Genomic DNA, 15,497 nt, shown 5'->3' with positions numbered 1-15,497 from the left:
GCAAGCCACAAAAAAGGGTATCTTACGATACCCTTTTTAATTATAACGTTTTAAATGCTTACCTACCTACAGGTAGACAGGAACCTGGCTGACTTACCTTTACAGGGATCAGACTCAAATGATGCTTTTTCTTTTGCTTTTGCATCTTTTTCTTTTTTAGCTTTTCTGGCTTTTTCAGCATCTGCAGCCCGACGATCTCTTTCTAACTGGGCTTTTTCATCAGCAATCGCTTTTCTGTCTTCTTCAAGTCGCCTACGTTGTTCAGACGTTCGTCTTGCTTCAGCATCTTTATTAGATTTACGTTTTGCGGCTGCCGCTTTTCGTTTCTTTTCGTCTTCTTTTTGTTTTACTGCTTTTAGACGCGCATCTTCAGCTTTACGTTTTTTAGATGCTTCTAGCGCACCTGCACGTTTTTTAGCTTCTCTTTCTCTTATGCGTGCTAATTCCTCTTCTACACTTATTGCTTCGTGCTCTGCCTCAGGTACACCATTAAACGTAGCTTTATTTAACCAGGTTAAGGCATTATTCAGACTTTTAGGAACACCCACCCCTGCAGAGTACATTTTACCCAGAAAATACTGCGCATTAGCACTACCAGAAGCAGCTTCCTGTCGCAATTTACCTAATTGAGACTTGGTAAAATCATTTAAACCGTTTGATTGAATTTCAAGATAGAGTAACTTATAGCCGGACTTTTTATGTCCCTGAGCTGCAGCCTTCTCAAACCAGACCTGGGCTTTCTGAGCATCTTTAGAAACACCCGTGCCCATTTCAAACATTTCACCGACTTTATATTGTGCTTCAGGGTTACCCTGCTCAGCCAGTTTTATCTGAAACCGAAAGATACCAGCAGATACATCAGAGAAATAAATAGGCATTTCAGCAAATGAAGTTACTGGCACTAACAAGCCAAAAATCAGGCTTATTTTAAAAATGGAGATAAATAGAGTTCGCATATATCACATATTCCACAAACAATTGAAATCCTTTTCGTGATAACTCTCCATAGTCATTTATGGAGAGTTCTACTTAACTGTATTTCGTTATAATAATTTTTATTTTAATCAATGTTATTTAGAAAATAACATCAACCGCTGCACTGATTAAAGTCACACTGTCACCTGGTACGAAATCAGTCGGTGTATTACTCAGTAAACCAACACTACCGGCTGCTAGATCAGGCTCAATTGACTGAACTTCGAATTTAAATGCAGCACTGTCATTAATTTCGTAACGTAATCCTAGTGTGACTGAGTCCTGAGATACACCAGGGTTAGCACCAAGTGAAGCTAGAGGCTCGGCTTCAGAATTAGCAACCGTTAAGTGAGGCATAAAATTACCCATACGATAACCCACTGTTACATACCAGGCATCCTGATCAGGGAAGATAGCTTCCATCGCCTGATCTGAAATATCACGTGTAACAAATTCAGCATAACCTACAAAGTTGTTTATATCTGTAGAAAGGCCAGCACTAATTAACTGCGCATCACCAACAGCTGCAAAAGGATTAAATGCTGGATTACCGCTTACATTAATTGTTTCTACGTCCGTCTGTAATAAACTGACCTGAAAAGTAAAGGTACGAGATGCTAGTTGAATAGCAGCACCATAAAAATTTGTAGCCTCGAATTGTACTGCTCCATTAGTCCCTGGAACACCTTCAGTATTTGAACCAATATATGGCTGAATAGTTAATCCCATTCCAGCAACATCCATTTGCACAAGCGCTTCTAAGCCATTAATTGTGTTTATTGGATTGTTTCGATAAACCTCTTGAGGTGGTCGAATCCAGGGATATGCATAACCCACTTCTATATAATCTGATATCAAAAATACTGGTTCTTTTACCTTACCGCCTCGCAAACTAAATGTATCGTTAAAAACCCAGTCTAGATATGCCCATTCAACATCAAGATCAAAATTTTCATCTGAACCTGCAGCTAAAATCTGAGCTACAACCTGCATATTCTCAGCAACATCAGCTGTCACCTGTAAACCGAATTTTGAGTCATTATCAAAACGTACATCATCTGTAATGGTATCAAGATAAGTTGCATCTTCCTGATCATGCACTGAAAAACCCGCTGTTAAGAATCCATCCCATTCAAGGGCATTAGCCTGTTGTGAAAAGCTTAATGCTGCCGCGATGGCAACCGGAATTATTGCTCTTTTCATTCTATAGCCTCGTTATTGTTATTTATCAAATACTAATTTAGTATTTAAAAAGAGTCTGTATACATCTGAAATTATTAGAATTAATCCGAATATAGATAATAAAATAGAATAGGTCAAATAAGCATTACATAATATATATTCATAATAAATCAAAACACTAACGCTTTTATTGAAAATACTTTACACAAAGAAGCGGTAACATGTTGATTTAAAACAACTTAGTACATTCGAATATAATTATTTATGGCGGGCATGCTCTCTGGTTTTTACCTTATTTTTTTTCTTAATTGTTTTCTTAAAAGGTGTTTTTCCAGGTTTTTTAGCAGGTGCACGAGGATTAGATCGCTTCGCATAAGGATTATCACTGGTTTTAAACTCCATTCTCATTGGTGTACCAATAAGCTTTAGAGCTTCAATAAAATGGTTCATCAGGTATCGGGTATAAGACTTGGGTAATAAATCAGTCTGATTACCATGAATGACTACGATAGGTGGATTTTTACCCCCCTGATGCGCATAGCGTAATTTAATTCGTCGCCCCCTCATAGTCGGTGGCTGATGTGCCTGTACCGCGTTATCAAGAATACGAGTTAATTCTGAGGTAGACATATCTTTAAAGGCAGACGCATACGCTTTATTAATTGCCCGGTAAAGAAGACCTACATTCGATCCATGTAAAGCAGATATAAAATAAATATCCGCAAACTGAACAAAACTAAGGCGGCGCTCCAGCTCTTCCTTTATTTCATCTTTTTTATAATCTTCAATACCGTCCCACTTATTAACCACAATTAAAAGTGCTCGACCAGAATCTATCGCATAACCAAGAAGATGTAAGTCCTGATCAGTTATGCCCTCTCTTGCATCAATCATAATGACTGTTACATTTGACTGATCAACAGCCTGCAATGTTTTTATCACACTGAATTTTTCAACGGTTTCTTTAACTTTCTTCTGACGCCTTACACCTGCTGTATCAATCAATGTATATTCCTGGCCATCATGCTCAAAAGGAATATAGATACTGTCTCTCGTTGTGCCGGGCATATCCATCACAACAACACGCTCTTCACCTAACATTCTGTTAATTAGAGTCGATTTACCCACATTCGGTTTGCCTGCAATGGCCACCCGGATGCCACTATATTTATTATCAAGATCCTCTTCCCATTCAGGCCAGTCAGCGAGTAAATTCTCAACCAGTTGTGTTACACCCTTTTTGTGTGCAGCCGCAATAGGATAAGATTCTGGAAAGCCAAGACTGGCAAAATCATTCTGAGCGGTGTCAACATCAATACCATCTGTTTTATTTATTACCAGATGTATATTTTTACCAAGGCGACGAATTTGCCTTGCAATACCCTCATCCGCAGCGGTAATACCTGATCGGCCATCAACCATAAACAGGACGATGTTAGCCTCGTCTATTGCTAACAGTGTCTGACGAGCCATATGCTCATCAATCTCTTCTGACTCACCACTTAAACCACCCGTATCAATCAATATATAGCTATTTTCATTGTACTGACCATGACCATATTTACGGTCACGTGTTAAACCCGGGTAATCTGCAACCAGCGCATCACGGCTTTTCGTTAATACATTAAACAGTGTGGATTTTCCAACATTGGGACGTCCAACAAGCGCAATTACAGGTAACATAGAATTTTTCCAGAAGATAACAATAAACAACAAGGGGCCTGTAACAGGCCCCTTGTTTGTATTTTAACGTATATTAGTGACTGAATCAGAATTATATCAAATCCGTTAGATATCCTGACAACACAGCAATGATCAATGTTATTAAGGAGTCGCTCCACCACCCATGGTAGACATGATTTGTTGCATTGGATCAACCGCTTTATCATTAATAATCAATTCACCCTGGTGCATGCTAATTTTAGTCAGATAAACACCTTCATTCATGACTATCCAGTTCTCGTCTAACATACCCTGAATGTTTTCAGATACTTTCTGATCTACTGGCACTTCAGACTCTGTTTTTTTACTTAACTCAGAACCAAGATAGACATCTGTTTGCTGGTTATTTTCAAGCTCCCAGGTAATAAACTGTTTCAATAACGTCTCATCAATTGATACATTAAAATCAAGACTGATTGCGCCCAGTAAAAATGCAGGATCGGCCGGTGTATCTGAATCAATTCCATCGAGAGTAAAATCCAGATCTGCTTCCAGTTTACCCAACTCACTATTCACACTTAATGGATTAATTTTAACTTCAGCCTGCTTTATTAAGTCTGGAACTATACCCATAATCTGTCCAGTCATCATGGCATTAACCTGCTCAGGCGGTAAACCCTGTTGAAGCTTTTCATCAACGTCTGCCTGAATTTCCTGTAACTGATTTAAGCTTTCAGCATTGATACCATTAACACTGATATTTAACACTAAAGGCCCAAATTTCTGATTGGATGCCAGTAACTCACGCGCTTCTATTCGACTATTAGAATTAATCAAACCTGCATTCTCAGAAGATACAGATCGTACAACCAAATCACGTAAAGCAAATTGATCATCACCGGAATCCATATCAAGTAAACTCATTGATACAACTGAATCACCCATCATGATGTCATTGCCACCCATAGCACCTGAAAAACTCATTGCTATAGATTCAGCGCTCATGGTTAATAATTCAGATTTAACCTTAAATGCTGGAATCTGAATATCACCCTTGATCTGGCCAGTTATAGATGAAAAATGTTCATTCATAATAAGACCACCAGACTGAATATTCACAGGGCCAAATTCATCTTCAAACTGAGTATCTACAGCAGGAATATAAAACTGAGCATTAACCTCACCAGAAAAATCAATGATAGTTTGATATACAAGCGGGTTATTATCAGAGAATATTTTCTCAATCATTGGTTGTTGAGATGGAGAAACATCTAACTGACCTTTCACAACTGCTGCAGCCAGTGGAGATTTACCCTGACTCAATAAACCAAAATAAACAGGCCCATGAATAATCTGCTCTTTAAACTGAATCTGTTCCGGCATATTTGGAATAGTGACCGCCAATATTGCTTCAGATGAAAATAACCCTTGCTCATATTGAACCAGTTCAAAATCTAGCTGCGACACGTCAGAAAGGTTATTAATTAATGCGGCATAATCTGATTTTATTTTAAAACCAAGCGCAAAGGGGGTAAGAGAGATCATTATTAAAACTAAGACACATAGCCATAATAATATTTCAGAGATACTGATTTTTTTTGTGCTCATATTTATCCTTTTATAATTATTATTAATCCAGACAAACAAATCAGTTAGAAGTTGATTCAACTGGATATACTTCGATTTTTAAAGATTATAGGCAAAAAATATTGATGCAGCCAGTATTTACCATTACATAGCAAATCACCTTAACAGGGTTTAGCTAAAGGCTGTCAGACTTTTATACTTCAATCCTGTATTGCTTCAATTTCAAAAGCAGATAACTCTCCATCACGAGTAATAACATACAAACGCCCATTATGCTCTATAGGCGGGATAATGATACCCGAGTCATCGGTTTCGATTCTGGCCTGAAAATGTCCATCAAAAGGAGATAAAAAATGTAGATAACCTTCATAATCGGCAACCACAATAGAGTTTTTTATAGCAATCGGACGGGTAATCGCCCGTGCTTTTAGTTTATCCTGCTTCCATAATGTAGCGCCATTTGTTGAATCCAGACTCCAGATAGAATCTTTATCATCACTAATAAACAAACCGGAACCTGAATGACTAACTCCACTATAAGTTGACAGTTTACGACTCCAGCTTAACTGCCCTCTTCTAATATCAATAGAGACAATACGCCCCTGATAACTACTCATATATAGTATATCGCGCACTATCTCCGCATGCCCATCAATATCAACAAGGCGCTCTAATTCAGATCGTCCACTAGGAGATGCTACAGCCAGATCAAAAACGGTATGCCCGTCTAATAAATCAAGCGTTACCAGACGACCATTATCAAGACCATTAAATATGTAACCCTGTTTAATAATCGGTACACTATTACCACGTAAACTCAATGCTGGAACATCACGTTTATAAGTCCACTTTTCACTTCCATCTGCCAGGCTTAATCCAGATATTCTTCCATCAACAGAACGTATTATTATTAAGTTACCGGCAATCTGTGCAGGCATTAACACCTCTGAAGAAGCATCGACCTTCCAGATTAATTCTCCCTTAGAATTGAGTAAAATAACATGACCATTGCGGCTTGTTATAACTAAATGAGTGTTATTACCGCCAACACCACCGCTAACTGTCAGATTAAGCTCTGTATCCCAGAGTTTATCACCTGAATTTAAATCGTAAGCAGAAACATAACCCGTTCGGTCAGTTACAATAACTTTATCATCAAGTATGAGTGGAAATAACTTAACAAACAGTTGATCTACACCACTTCCGGTATCAACACTCCACAACTCATTGATATCAAGCGTTTCTTCGAAATCAACAAGTTCAGCGGGTGGCTCAGAGTTATCAGAATCACCACAGGCTGAAACAAGAAAAGCGCTTAGAAAAACAATAATTACACGAATCATGCTGACGGTTCAGTACCTGTTGATGCTTTAGAATCTACGGCGCTACCACCAATATCATCAATTTTAAGCTGCAACCATCGATTAGGTGATTTACTAAATGACAATGCTTCCAGATATGCTTTCTTTGCTTCAGCTTTATTGCCCTGAGTCGATAACACATCGCCCTTAAGCTCCATCACCATTGCATTAAAATTTTCTGGATATGTTTCATTTAGCAGGACTAAAGCTTTGTCGTGCTGCTGATTTGTAAGCAATAAACGTGACAGTCGGATTTTTGCAAGATATTTCAATTCATCCTGATTCGCATTCTCGATAACCCACTGGTACTGTTGCTGTGCTTTATCATCCTGACCAGCAGCAATATGCTGCTTAGCTATAATCAGCGCAGATAAACTTGCATAAGGTGTATCTTTAAATTCAGCTTCTAACTGATTAACACTTGCTAGTTGATCATTTATTTTTGACGGGTTTTCAGACTGAATCAAAACCTGCTCATAAAGTACACTGGCCTGTTCTGTATGGTTGATACTATCAGTCTGATAAAACTGCCAGCCAAATATAGATGCCACACCAACTGCAATCCCCATAACAACTGTACTTGAATTTTCTTTCCACCATTTTTTAATAGCTTCAAGTTGTTGTTCTTCAGTTTCGTAATCCATAATTATCTCTAATATTTAAATTTATAAAATTTTGTTTATTGCTGCTACCAACTCAGAGTGTGTAACAGTAATTTGCTCAGCTTTTTCACGTAATAATTTAATACTTACGGTATTATTAGCCACCTCATCATCGCCCATTATCAGTGCTATTTTTGCACCTGACTTATCGGCTTTTTTAATCTGGCCTTTAAAAGCACCACCACCACAATTTGTCTGAATATTAATATCAGGTAATTGATCACGCAGTGATTCGACAAACGACAAGCCTTGAAGTTGCGCATCATCACCCTGCAATACTATATAAATATCTGGCGTATTATCTACCTGCATGCCAGCATCTTCAAGTAACGATAGTATACGCTCTATTCCCATTGCAAAACCTGCTGCTGGTGTTTCTCTACCACCCAGCTGCTGAACAAGACCATCATATCGGCCACCAGCACAAATTGTACCCTGGGCACCCAATGAATCTGTCACCCATTCAAATACGGTTTTGCAATAGTAATCAAGCCCTCTTACAAGCCGTGAATTAATATTATATTCAATACCGGCATTATCCAGCATTGTTGTTAACTGTTTAAAGTGATCCTTAGATTCTTCATCCAGATAATCCATCAGATCAGGAGCAGCGTCTATCATCTCCTGCATAGCCGGGTTTTTACTATCCAGGATACGTAATGGATTAGACTCCAGTCGACGCAGAGAATCTTCATCTAAAATTTCTTTATGCTGATTCAAATAATCAACAAGAACCTGACGATAAGCTGCACGAGACTCGGATGTACCCAATGTATTGAGTTCGAGCCGTACATCTTTAATTCCCAGAAGTTTCCATAACCGTGCAGACATCAATATGAGCTCAGCATCAATATCAGCACTCGACATACCAAATGTTTCAATGCCTACCTGGTGGAACTGGCGATAACGCCCTTTTTGTGGACGTTCATGCCTGAACATTGGCCCCATATACCAGAGTCGTTGTTGCTGATTATGAAACAGGCCATGTTGTATACCTGAACGCACGCAACTTGCCGTTCCCTCAGGACGCAAAGTGAGGCTATCACCATTACGGTCCTCAAATGTATACATTTCCTTTTCAACAATATCGGTAACCTCACCAATAGAGCGACAGAAAAGATCCGTAGATTCAACGACAGGCATACGAATTTCACTGTAAGCATAACTTTGTAATAGTTTTTTTACAGTCGATTCAAAAAATTGCCAAAGTGGCGACTGTTCGGGAAGTACATCATGCATACCCCTGATACTTTGAATCTTATTTACTTTTGCGGGTTTTGTTTTATTTGTCATACAATTATTATTAACGATTAGATAAACTAATTACTGCAGCATTTTTACTAATCTCTATGCTGGCAATATTACTAGTTTTATTTATTAAACTCTCGAAATCGACTATTTTATTATTAATTTCAACACGAACTTTAGGCGCATTCCCCAAAAAGACAGTAAATGGAGCAACACCAGATAATCTGATTTCCTGACCTCTATTAAGCAACTGATAAAACATTCTCTTACCCGTTGAATCTTCTATTTCACACCATGATTCACCCAGTGCACTTAAGACTAATTCATCTGTAATAGATTCAGTAATGGTATGCTGTTCTGACTGACTCTGTTCTTTCTGAATATCGACTGCAAGCGATTCAGAGTCAACCTGCTCTTGAATCACTGATGTTTCTACTGCCACTTCTTTTGATACTTCCCCGGCTTCAACATTTTCATCCGGCACTTCAATCACTTCTGAAACCTGATCTTCTTTTAGATTTATATCTATTATCTGTTCCTGCTCTACATCTTTTTCAGGAGAATTAAATACAGGCAAACTATCTTTTATGTTCGTATCAATATTATTAAAATCAGCTTTAGATAACCAGAAAACAAGAACAATAAGCCCACAAATCACAAAACTAAAACTGATAATTTTCATCAATGCATCATTACTGGATTTCTGTACTGGCAATACAGAATTAGGCGTTAACGACTGTTTAGAATCCGGGGCTACTTGCGCATAATCACTAATGATTTCGTCAGCTGAAACATTTAACATACGAGCATAACTTCGTATATAACCCTGTGTAAACGTTAAAGGGGGCAAGGCTTCAGCCTGTGAATTTTCAATTGCTTTTATAATATCAACAGATATAAGTAAACTATCTGCAACATCAGAAATAGACATTCCAGATTTTTCTCTTGCTTTTCTTAACTCTGAACCAAAATCCTTTTTTTGTAACAAATCATTCACTTCATTTTCAACATTATCTGAAGCTGTGTTTTTATCCGTCATAAATTAGACAACTCCATTAACTTATCGGCTTCTTTTGAATCCGGAAACTGATCAAGTAATTTGCGTGAGACCTGTAAAAAATACTTCTTATCACCTAATGCATGTTCAGCCTGAATTTGTACCCACATACTAGCAGACGTAGGTTTTTGAATTGAGTGTAAACGCTGTGTATATGCCCTGGCCATTAAATAATTTTTCGTGGCCACACCTAATTCACCCATGGCTAACATAGCGGTAGGCATATTAGGTTTTCTTTTTAATGCTTTACGCAGATGTTTTTCAGCCTTTTTATAATCGGGTTTTTCACTCTGTAATATACAATAACCAATATTTGCATGAGCCACTTCTGGTGTTTTATAAAACTGATTACGCAGAGTTGCTTCAAACTCATCAATTGCTTCATCGTATTTTTTTATACCACACAAAAAGGTACCGTAATTGTTATGTAAATTTGGATCTCTGGGATCAATATTTAAAGCTTCAAGATAGTAGTTTTCTGCTTCAACTGGTCGATCCATCATGGTCATTAATACTGCTAATGATGTAAACCCCGGTGCATACTGATCATCATACTCAATGGCTTTTTTTAATTTTTCAAGTGCAAACTGTAGGTCACCACGCCTTATATAACCCGAAGCCAGTTTCACATTAATTCTTGCTGCTTCTTTATCGTTTTTTTCTTTTTCCAGCTCTTTCGGTGTTGAAGCACACGCCATCAAAGAACTAAGCAAAACAACCACAAACCAAAACTTCATCCGCATCATGTATTCATTCCAATTCTAGGTACTTTAAATTTATTCTCTCGTCGGCTTTTATCTTCAACTTTACCCACTAACTGACCACAGGCTGCATCGATATCTTCACCACGTGTTTTTCTGATTACTGTAATCAAACCGGCTTTCATTAATACATCCTGAAAACGATGTACTGCATTATTTGATGATGTTTTATAACCCGAGCCCGGAAACGGGTTAAATGGAATCAGGTTTATCAAAACAGAAATACCGTCGAGCACTTTAATCAGATCTTCAGCATCCTGTTTTGTATCATTTACACCTGCAAGCATAACGTATTCAATCGTTAACCTTGAACGTGGTGAACGTTTTTCCATAAAACGCTGACATGCCGGTATTAACTTCTCTAAATTATATTTTTTATTAATAGGTACAAGATCATCGCGCAATTCATCACGAGTTGCATGCAATGAGATAGCCAGCTGCACATCATGACGTTCTGCAAGTTTATCCATAGCAGGCACAACACCCGCCGTGCTTACTGTAACTCTACGTTTACTTAAACCATACGCAAAATCATCGAGCATCACATCTATTGCTTTCATAACATTATCAAAGTTTAAAAGCGGCTCACCCATGCCCATCAAAACAACATTGGTTATTTTACGACCAGGCTTTTTCTCTTCATCCAGTAAACGAGTAGCTAACCAGATTTGAGATAAAATTTCAGCAACCGTCAGGTTTCGACTAAAGCCCTGTCTGGCAGTTGAACAAAAGCTACAATCCAGTGCACAGCCAACCTGAGATGAAATACAAAGTGTCCCCCGGTCATCTTCAGGTATATAAACAACTTCAATACGATTATTATCTTCGAGCCCCAGCGCCCATTTACGCGTACCATCCGTAGATATCTGATCTTCAATTATATCCAGTGACTTTATACAGGCTTTTTCTTTTAACTGTTCGCGTAATTTTTTACTGAGATTTGTCATCTGATCAAAATCAGAGACATTTAACTGGTGAATCCATTTAGTAACCTGAGAAACACGGAAAGGCTTTTCACCTAATTTTTCGAAAAACTCGCCCATATCCTGACGGTTTAACCCCATCAGATTGGTTTTTTCGATATGCGGGAAATTTACAGGTGTGCTCACAGTATTCTCGGGCGATTCTAAGCCGTTTAATATATAAATAGAGTATTATAAACGATTAATTAGATAAAACACTGATTTTAGTGATGTTTTCTGTGATATATGAAAGATATTAACGATAATAATACGTGGTATGCACATATGCTTGATAGAGCCCGGGGTTGGACCTTGTTTTTTAAGCTCCGACCCCGGATGTAATTCGGATCGAATTAGCAGAGCTTTGAACAACTTCAACAACTCTTGATGGCATCAATAAGGGGACAGAGCGCCAAAAAGCATCGTTCTATCCCCGATGGTGAAGCACCTAAGCTGCTTTTCGACTCGATTCGGACTGCCTTTATTTTTCAGCTAAAGATCACTCCTACAGTAGTAAACAGCTACCAGATTAATCCTTCTCATCAATCCAGGTCATCTGAATTGCCTCGAGAATCTGTTCACTGGATTTTTCAGGATCATCATCGAACTCCTCTAAATCACATACCCACTGATGAAGATCAGTAAAACGGATATATTGCGGATCGACATCAGGGTGCTTTTCATCAAGATCTAATACGATATCCAGGGTATCTATCCATTTTAAGCTCATTTTTAACTCCTGATAATTACTTAATGCGTTTCTGAGACCATATTAATGGTGTACTTGGGTAACTCAACAACCAGGTCAGTATCCCCCACTACAGTTTGACAACTTAATCGAGAGTCAGGATCAAGACCCCATGCCTTATCAAGCATATCGTCTTCATCATCTGTATTCTCATTTAATGAATCCATACCTTCACGTATATAAACATGGCAGGTAGTACAGGCACATGATTTCTCACAGGCATGCTCAATTTCAATATCATTACGTAAAGCTGCATCACAAACCGTTTCCCCTGGCTTAGCATCAAATGCAGCACCTTCAGGACAGAGTGTTTCGTGTGGCAGAAAAATAATCTGCGGCATTATAATCTCTCTTTAAATATAAAATGTTCTATTATCTGGTTTAACTAAAATACATCAGGTTACTTAAACTCTTCCACCTGATGTCCAGCCATCGATTTCTGTACACTGGCATTCATTCTGCGAGCAACATAATCAGCGCTTACTTTTTCAAGTTTTTCCATGGCATCTTTTAGCTCCTGTGTTTCAGTAGCATTATGTCTGGCATGTTCCAGCTCTACTCGAACAGCCTGTATTCTTTCTCGCTCATCAGCCCCAAGCATTTCTTCACCGTCATCCGCCATTGCAGAATCTATCGCTTCTAGCACACGATCAGCTTCCACCTGTTGCTCACGAAGGCTACGTGCGTCTTTATCTTCACCTGCAAACTCCATGGAGGCTTTTAACATAGACTCAATTTCTGAATCCTGTAATCCATAGGAAGGCTTAACTTCAACACTGGCTTCAATACCCGACACTTCTTCTCTGGCAGATACACTTAACAAACCATCCGCATCTACCTGAAATGTTACTCTTATTCGTGCAGCTCCCGCAACATGTGAAGGGAAGCCACGTAATTCAAACTTTGCAAGCGATCGACAATCATCAACCAGCTCACGTTCACCCTGCACAACATGAACAGCCATCGCTGTCTGTCCATCTTTATACGTAGTGAATTCCTGTGCTCTTGAAACCGGGATAGGTGTATTACGTGAAATAATTTTTTCAGCAAGACCACCCATGGTTTCTATGCCGAGTGATAATGGCAATACATCCATTAACAACAGGTTACCTTCAGAATCATTACCAACTAAAGCATTTGCCTGAATCGCAGCGCCTATTGCAACAACGCGATCCGGGTCGATATCAACTTTAGGGTCTGTTTCGAAAAAATTTCCAACCTGCTCTCTTACTCGTAATGCACGTGTTGATCCACCAACCATAACAACATCAACAACCTGATCTTTTTCAACTCCAGCGTCTCTTAATGCTCGCCGGCATGACATAAGTGATTTTTTAATTAATGGATCAATAAGTGCATTTAAACTATCTCGATCTAAAGCGCCATTCCAGATATTTTCTTTTGAAAACTTTATTTCGATCTGCACATTATCCGATTCACTTAAAGCTTCTTTAGCTTTACAGGATTCACTCAGGATAAGACGTAATAACCCGGCGCTCAAATCTTCAGATTTAACACCCGACTGTTTTATTATCCATTCGGCAATAGCGTGATCAAAATCATCTCCACCTAATGCACTGTCTCCACCGGTAGATAATACTTCAAACACACCTTTTTTAAGCTGCATAATTGAAATATCAAATGTGCCACCACCTAGATCATAAACAGCAACAATACCTTCAGCACCGGTATCAAGGCCATAAGCAACAGCTGCCGCTGTAGGTTCATTTAATAAACGCAGTACATTAATACCAGCAAGTGTTGCAGCATCTTTTGTTGCCTGACGCTGTGCATCATCAAAATAGGCCGGTACCGTTATTACCGCACCTTCCAACTCATCACCCAATGTTTTTTCACCGCGATACTTTAATGTTTTTAAAATATCTGCAGAAATTTCAACCGCTGTTTTGTCACCAGCAGCGGTTTTTATTTTTGGTACAACAGAGTCTGTTACCGCAAACTCATAAGGCATTACTGCACTTAAATTTTCAAACTGAGTTATTAAGTCTTCTGAACCACGCCCCATTAATCGCTTAATTGAGGATACAGTGTTAAGCGGATCTTCTATCTGATTCTTTTTAGCATCAGAACCGACCACAATTGAGTCTGCCGTATAACGAACAACAGACGGTAATAAATGATTACCTGAAGCATCCGGAAATGTATCAGCCTTACCGCTTCTAACAGAAGCAACCAGAGAATTAGTTGTACCTAAATCAATACCAATGGCAAACTTATGTTCATGAGGTTTTGTCGACTGCCCCGGTTCAGATATTTGTAATAAGGCCATTAAATTAGTTCATCTTCTATTTTTTCGGAAATTTCGTTTATTTCTTTTTGAGCTTTATTTAAAAACTGTAATTTACGCACAATCTCTCTACCACTATCGAGTTCATCTTTCTGAAACACAAGCTCAAAATCAGATATCAACTTAAGTGATCTCGACTTAAGCTCTACTGTCATTTCATCTAATACCTCAAGCGGATCAGCCTGACTTCGAACATCTGCAATTTCTTCACGCAACTCCATCTGCTCCATTAAAAAAATACCATCCATTGCAGTATCCGTTTCACCATTCATATCAACACCTTTAAGGGTGAGCATATACTGCAACCGGCTAACCGGATTTTTCAAGGTATCAAATGCTTCATTAATTAATGAAGTTATCTGCATTGCCTGACGCTTTTCAGCATCTGAACTATTAGCAAAACGATCAGGATGAACCTGCTGCTGTAATTCACGGTTTTTTTCTTTCAATAAATTAACATCCGGCTGCGTAGAAACCGGCTGAGAAAATATTTCAAAATAATTTTGATTAAAAATTGAATCAGACATGTGGCATTTAGATTAACTAATAGGAAAACAGTAAGTATGGTTTAAACGGTAAAGCTCTCACCACAACCACAGGCATCTTTTTCATTCGGATTATTAAAAGCAAAACCTTCGTTTAAACCTTCTTTAACAAAGTCCATTTCAGTACCATCGATATAAACCAGACTTTTTTTATCAACAACAATAGTTACACCATTGCTTTCAAATGTTTCATCTTCGTCTGCATTAATATCATCAACAAACTCGATAACATATGCCATACCAGAACAACCGGTCGTTTTAACACCCAGACGAACACCCATTCCGCTACCACGATTTGCAAGGAATTCATTTACACGCTTAGCGCCCTGTTCTGTGATTGATACTGCCATTTCTGCTATCTCGTTTGCTATTTAATTCAATCGTTAAATTAAAAACTTATTTTTTATTCAGGTAATCTTCAACCGCAGCACTGATCGCA

Annotated in this window: 15 protein-coding genes; all 15 read right to left on the bottom strand. The window is 38.4% G+C overall.

Features of this window, described 5'->3' with window-relative positions; all coding sequences use genetic code 11:
- Positions 1–62 precede the first annotated feature (62 nt).
- Positions 63–956, bottom strand: coding sequence for a hypothetical protein (locus DIZ80_06115; GenBank protein ID RDH83713.1), 894 nt, complete (start codon positions 954–956; stop codon positions 63–65).
- Positions 957–1,074: 118 nt separating this feature from the next.
- Positions 1,075–2,178, bottom strand: coding sequence for a hypothetical protein (locus DIZ80_06110; protein ID RDH83712.1), 1,104 nt, complete (start codon positions 2,176–2,178; stop codon positions 1,075–1,077).
- A 237-nt stretch (positions 2,179–2,415) separates the two neighbouring features.
- On the bottom strand, positions 2,416–3,840 hold the full coding sequence (der, locus tag DIZ80_06105) for a ribosome biogenesis GTPase Der (protein ID RDH83711.1): 1,425 nt from the start codon (positions 3,838–3,840) through the stop codon (positions 2,416–2,418).
- Between the two features lie 141 nt (positions 3,841–3,981).
- Positions 3,982–5,427 carry a hypothetical protein gene (locus tag DIZ80_06100; GenBank protein RDH83710.1) on the bottom strand — a complete coding sequence of 482 codons (1,446 nt, stop codon included), beginning with the start codon at positions 5,425–5,427 and terminating at the stop codon, positions 3,982–3,984.
- Positions 5,428–5,606: 179 nt separating this feature from the next.
- Positions 5,607–6,749, bottom strand: a complete 1,143-nt coding sequence (bamB, locus tag DIZ80_06095; protein ID RDH83709.1) for an outer membrane protein assembly factor BamB — start codon at positions 6,747–6,749, stop codon at positions 5,607–5,609.
- Positions 6,746–7,411, bottom strand: coding sequence for a hypothetical protein (locus DIZ80_06090; GenBank protein RDH83708.1), 666 nt, complete (start codon positions 7,409–7,411; stop codon positions 6,746–6,748). Before DIZ80_06090 ends, bamB begins: the two co-directional genes overlap by 4 nt.
- Positions 7,412–7,432: 21 nt before the next feature.
- Positions 7,433–8,722, bottom strand: coding sequence for a histidine--tRNA ligase (locus tag DIZ80_06085; GenBank protein RDH83707.1), 1,290 nt, complete (start codon positions 8,720–8,722; stop codon positions 7,433–7,435).
- 10 nt (positions 8,723–8,732) lie between these two features.
- On the bottom strand, positions 8,733–9,716 hold the full coding sequence (locus tag DIZ80_06080) for a hypothetical protein (GenBank protein ID RDH83706.1): 984 nt from the start codon (positions 9,714–9,716) through the stop codon (positions 8,733–8,735).
- Entirely contained in the window at positions 9,713–10,480 is a 768-nt protein-coding gene (locus DIZ80_06075) for a type IV pilus biogenesis/stability protein PilW (GenBank protein ID RDH83705.1), read from the bottom strand. Before DIZ80_06075 ends, DIZ80_06080 begins: the two co-directional genes overlap by 4 nt.
- Positions 10,477–11,559 (bottom strand): 23S rRNA (adenine(2503)-C(2))-methyltransferase RlmN, encoded by a 1,083-nt coding sequence (gene rlmN / locus DIZ80_06070; GenBank protein RDH84110.1) that lies wholly within the window; start codon positions 11,557–11,559, stop codon positions 10,477–10,479. Before rlmN ends, DIZ80_06075 begins: the two co-directional genes overlap by 4 nt.
- Before the next feature lie 427 nt (positions 11,560–11,986).
- A complete protein-coding gene (gene iscX / locus DIZ80_06065; GenBank protein RDH83704.1) occupies positions 11,987–12,187 on the bottom strand; it encodes a Fe-S assembly protein IscX in 201 nt (66 codons plus the stop codon).
- A 20-nt stretch (positions 12,188–12,207) separates the two neighbouring features.
- Entirely contained in the window at positions 12,208–12,546 is a 339-nt protein-coding gene (gene fdx, locus DIZ80_06060; protein RDH83703.1) for an ISC system 2Fe-2S type ferredoxin, read from the bottom strand.
- 59 nt (positions 12,547–12,605) lie between these two features.
- A complete protein-coding gene (hscA, locus tag DIZ80_06055) occupies positions 12,606–14,495 on the bottom strand; it encodes a Fe-S protein assembly chaperone HscA (protein RDH83702.1) in 1,890 nt (629 codons plus the stop codon).
- Complete coding sequence (hscB, locus tag DIZ80_06050) at positions 14,495–15,040, bottom strand: Fe-S protein assembly co-chaperone HscB (protein ID RDH83701.1); 546 nt, start codon at positions 15,038–15,040, stop codon at positions 14,495–14,497. Before hscB ends, hscA begins: the two co-directional genes overlap by 1 nt.
- A 41-nt stretch (positions 15,041–15,081) precedes the next feature.
- Complete coding sequence (iscA, locus tag DIZ80_06045; GenBank protein RDH83700.1) at positions 15,082–15,408, bottom strand: iron-sulfur cluster assembly protein IscA; 327 nt, start codon at positions 15,406–15,408, stop codon at positions 15,082–15,084.
- Positions 15,409–15,497: the final 89 nt, after the last annotated feature.

Source organism: endosymbiont of Galathealinum brachiosum, from assembly GCA_003349885.1.
In the GTDB taxonomy this organism is placed as follows: Bacteria; Pseudomonadota; Gammaproteobacteria; order SZUA-229; family SZUA-229; genus SZUA-229.
This window is presented reverse-complemented; position numbering and strand designations above follow the sequence as displayed.

Excerpts from the sequence above, each read along its gene's own strand:
- DIZ80_06115 (RDH83713.1), bottom strand. The coding sequence starts at position 956 with ATGCGAACTCTATTTATCTCCATTTTTAAAATAAGCCTGATTTTTGGC.
- DIZ80_06110 (RDH83712.1), bottom strand. The coding sequence starts at position 2,178 with ATGAAAAGAGCAATAATTCCGGTTGCCATCGCGGCAGCATTAAGCTTT.
- der (RDH83711.1), bottom strand. The coding sequence starts at position 3,840 with ATGTTACCTGTAATTGCGCTTGTTGGACGTCCCAATGTTGGAAAATCC.
- DIZ80_06100 (RDH83710.1), bottom strand. The coding sequence starts at position 5,427 with ATGAGCACAAAAAAAATCAGTATCTCTGAAATATTATTATGGCTATGT.
- bamB (RDH83709.1), bottom strand. The coding sequence starts at position 6,749 with ATGATTCGTGTAATTATTGTTTTTCTAAGCGCTTTTCTTGTTTCAGCC.
- DIZ80_06090 (RDH83708.1), bottom strand. The coding sequence starts at position 7,411 with ATGGATTACGAAACTGAAGAACAACAACTTGAAGCTATTAAAAAATGG.
- DIZ80_06085 (RDH83707.1), bottom strand. The coding sequence starts at position 8,722 with ATGACAAATAAAACAAAACCCGCAAAAGTAAATAAGATTCAAAGTATC.
- DIZ80_06080 (RDH83706.1), bottom strand. The coding sequence starts at position 9,716 with ATGACGGATAAAAACACAGCTTCAGATAATGTTGAAAATGAAGTGAAT.
- DIZ80_06075 (RDH83705.1), bottom strand. The coding sequence starts at position 10,480 with ATGATGCGGATGAAGTTTTGGTTTGTGGTTGTTTTGCTTAGTTCTTTG.
- rlmN (RDH84110.1), bottom strand. The coding sequence starts at position 11,559 with ATGGGGTTAAACCGTCAGGATATGGGCGAGTTTTTCGAAAAATTAGGT.
- iscX (RDH83704.1), bottom strand. The coding sequence starts at position 12,187 with ATGAGCTTAAAATGGATAGATACCCTGGATATCGTATTAGATCTTGAT.
- fdx (RDH83703.1), bottom strand. The coding sequence starts at position 12,546 with ATGCCGCAGATTATTTTTCTGCCACACGAAACACTCTGTCCTGAAGGT.
- hscA (RDH83702.1), bottom strand. The coding sequence starts at position 14,495 with ATGGCCTTATTACAAATATCTGAACCGGGGCAGTCGACAAAACCTCAT.
- hscB (RDH83701.1), bottom strand. The coding sequence starts at position 15,040 with ATGTCTGATTCAATTTTTAATCAAAATTATTTTGAAATATTTTCTCAG.
- iscA (RDH83700.1), bottom strand. The coding sequence starts at position 15,408 with ATGGCAGTATCAATCACAGAACAGGGCGCTAAGCGTGTAAATGAATTC.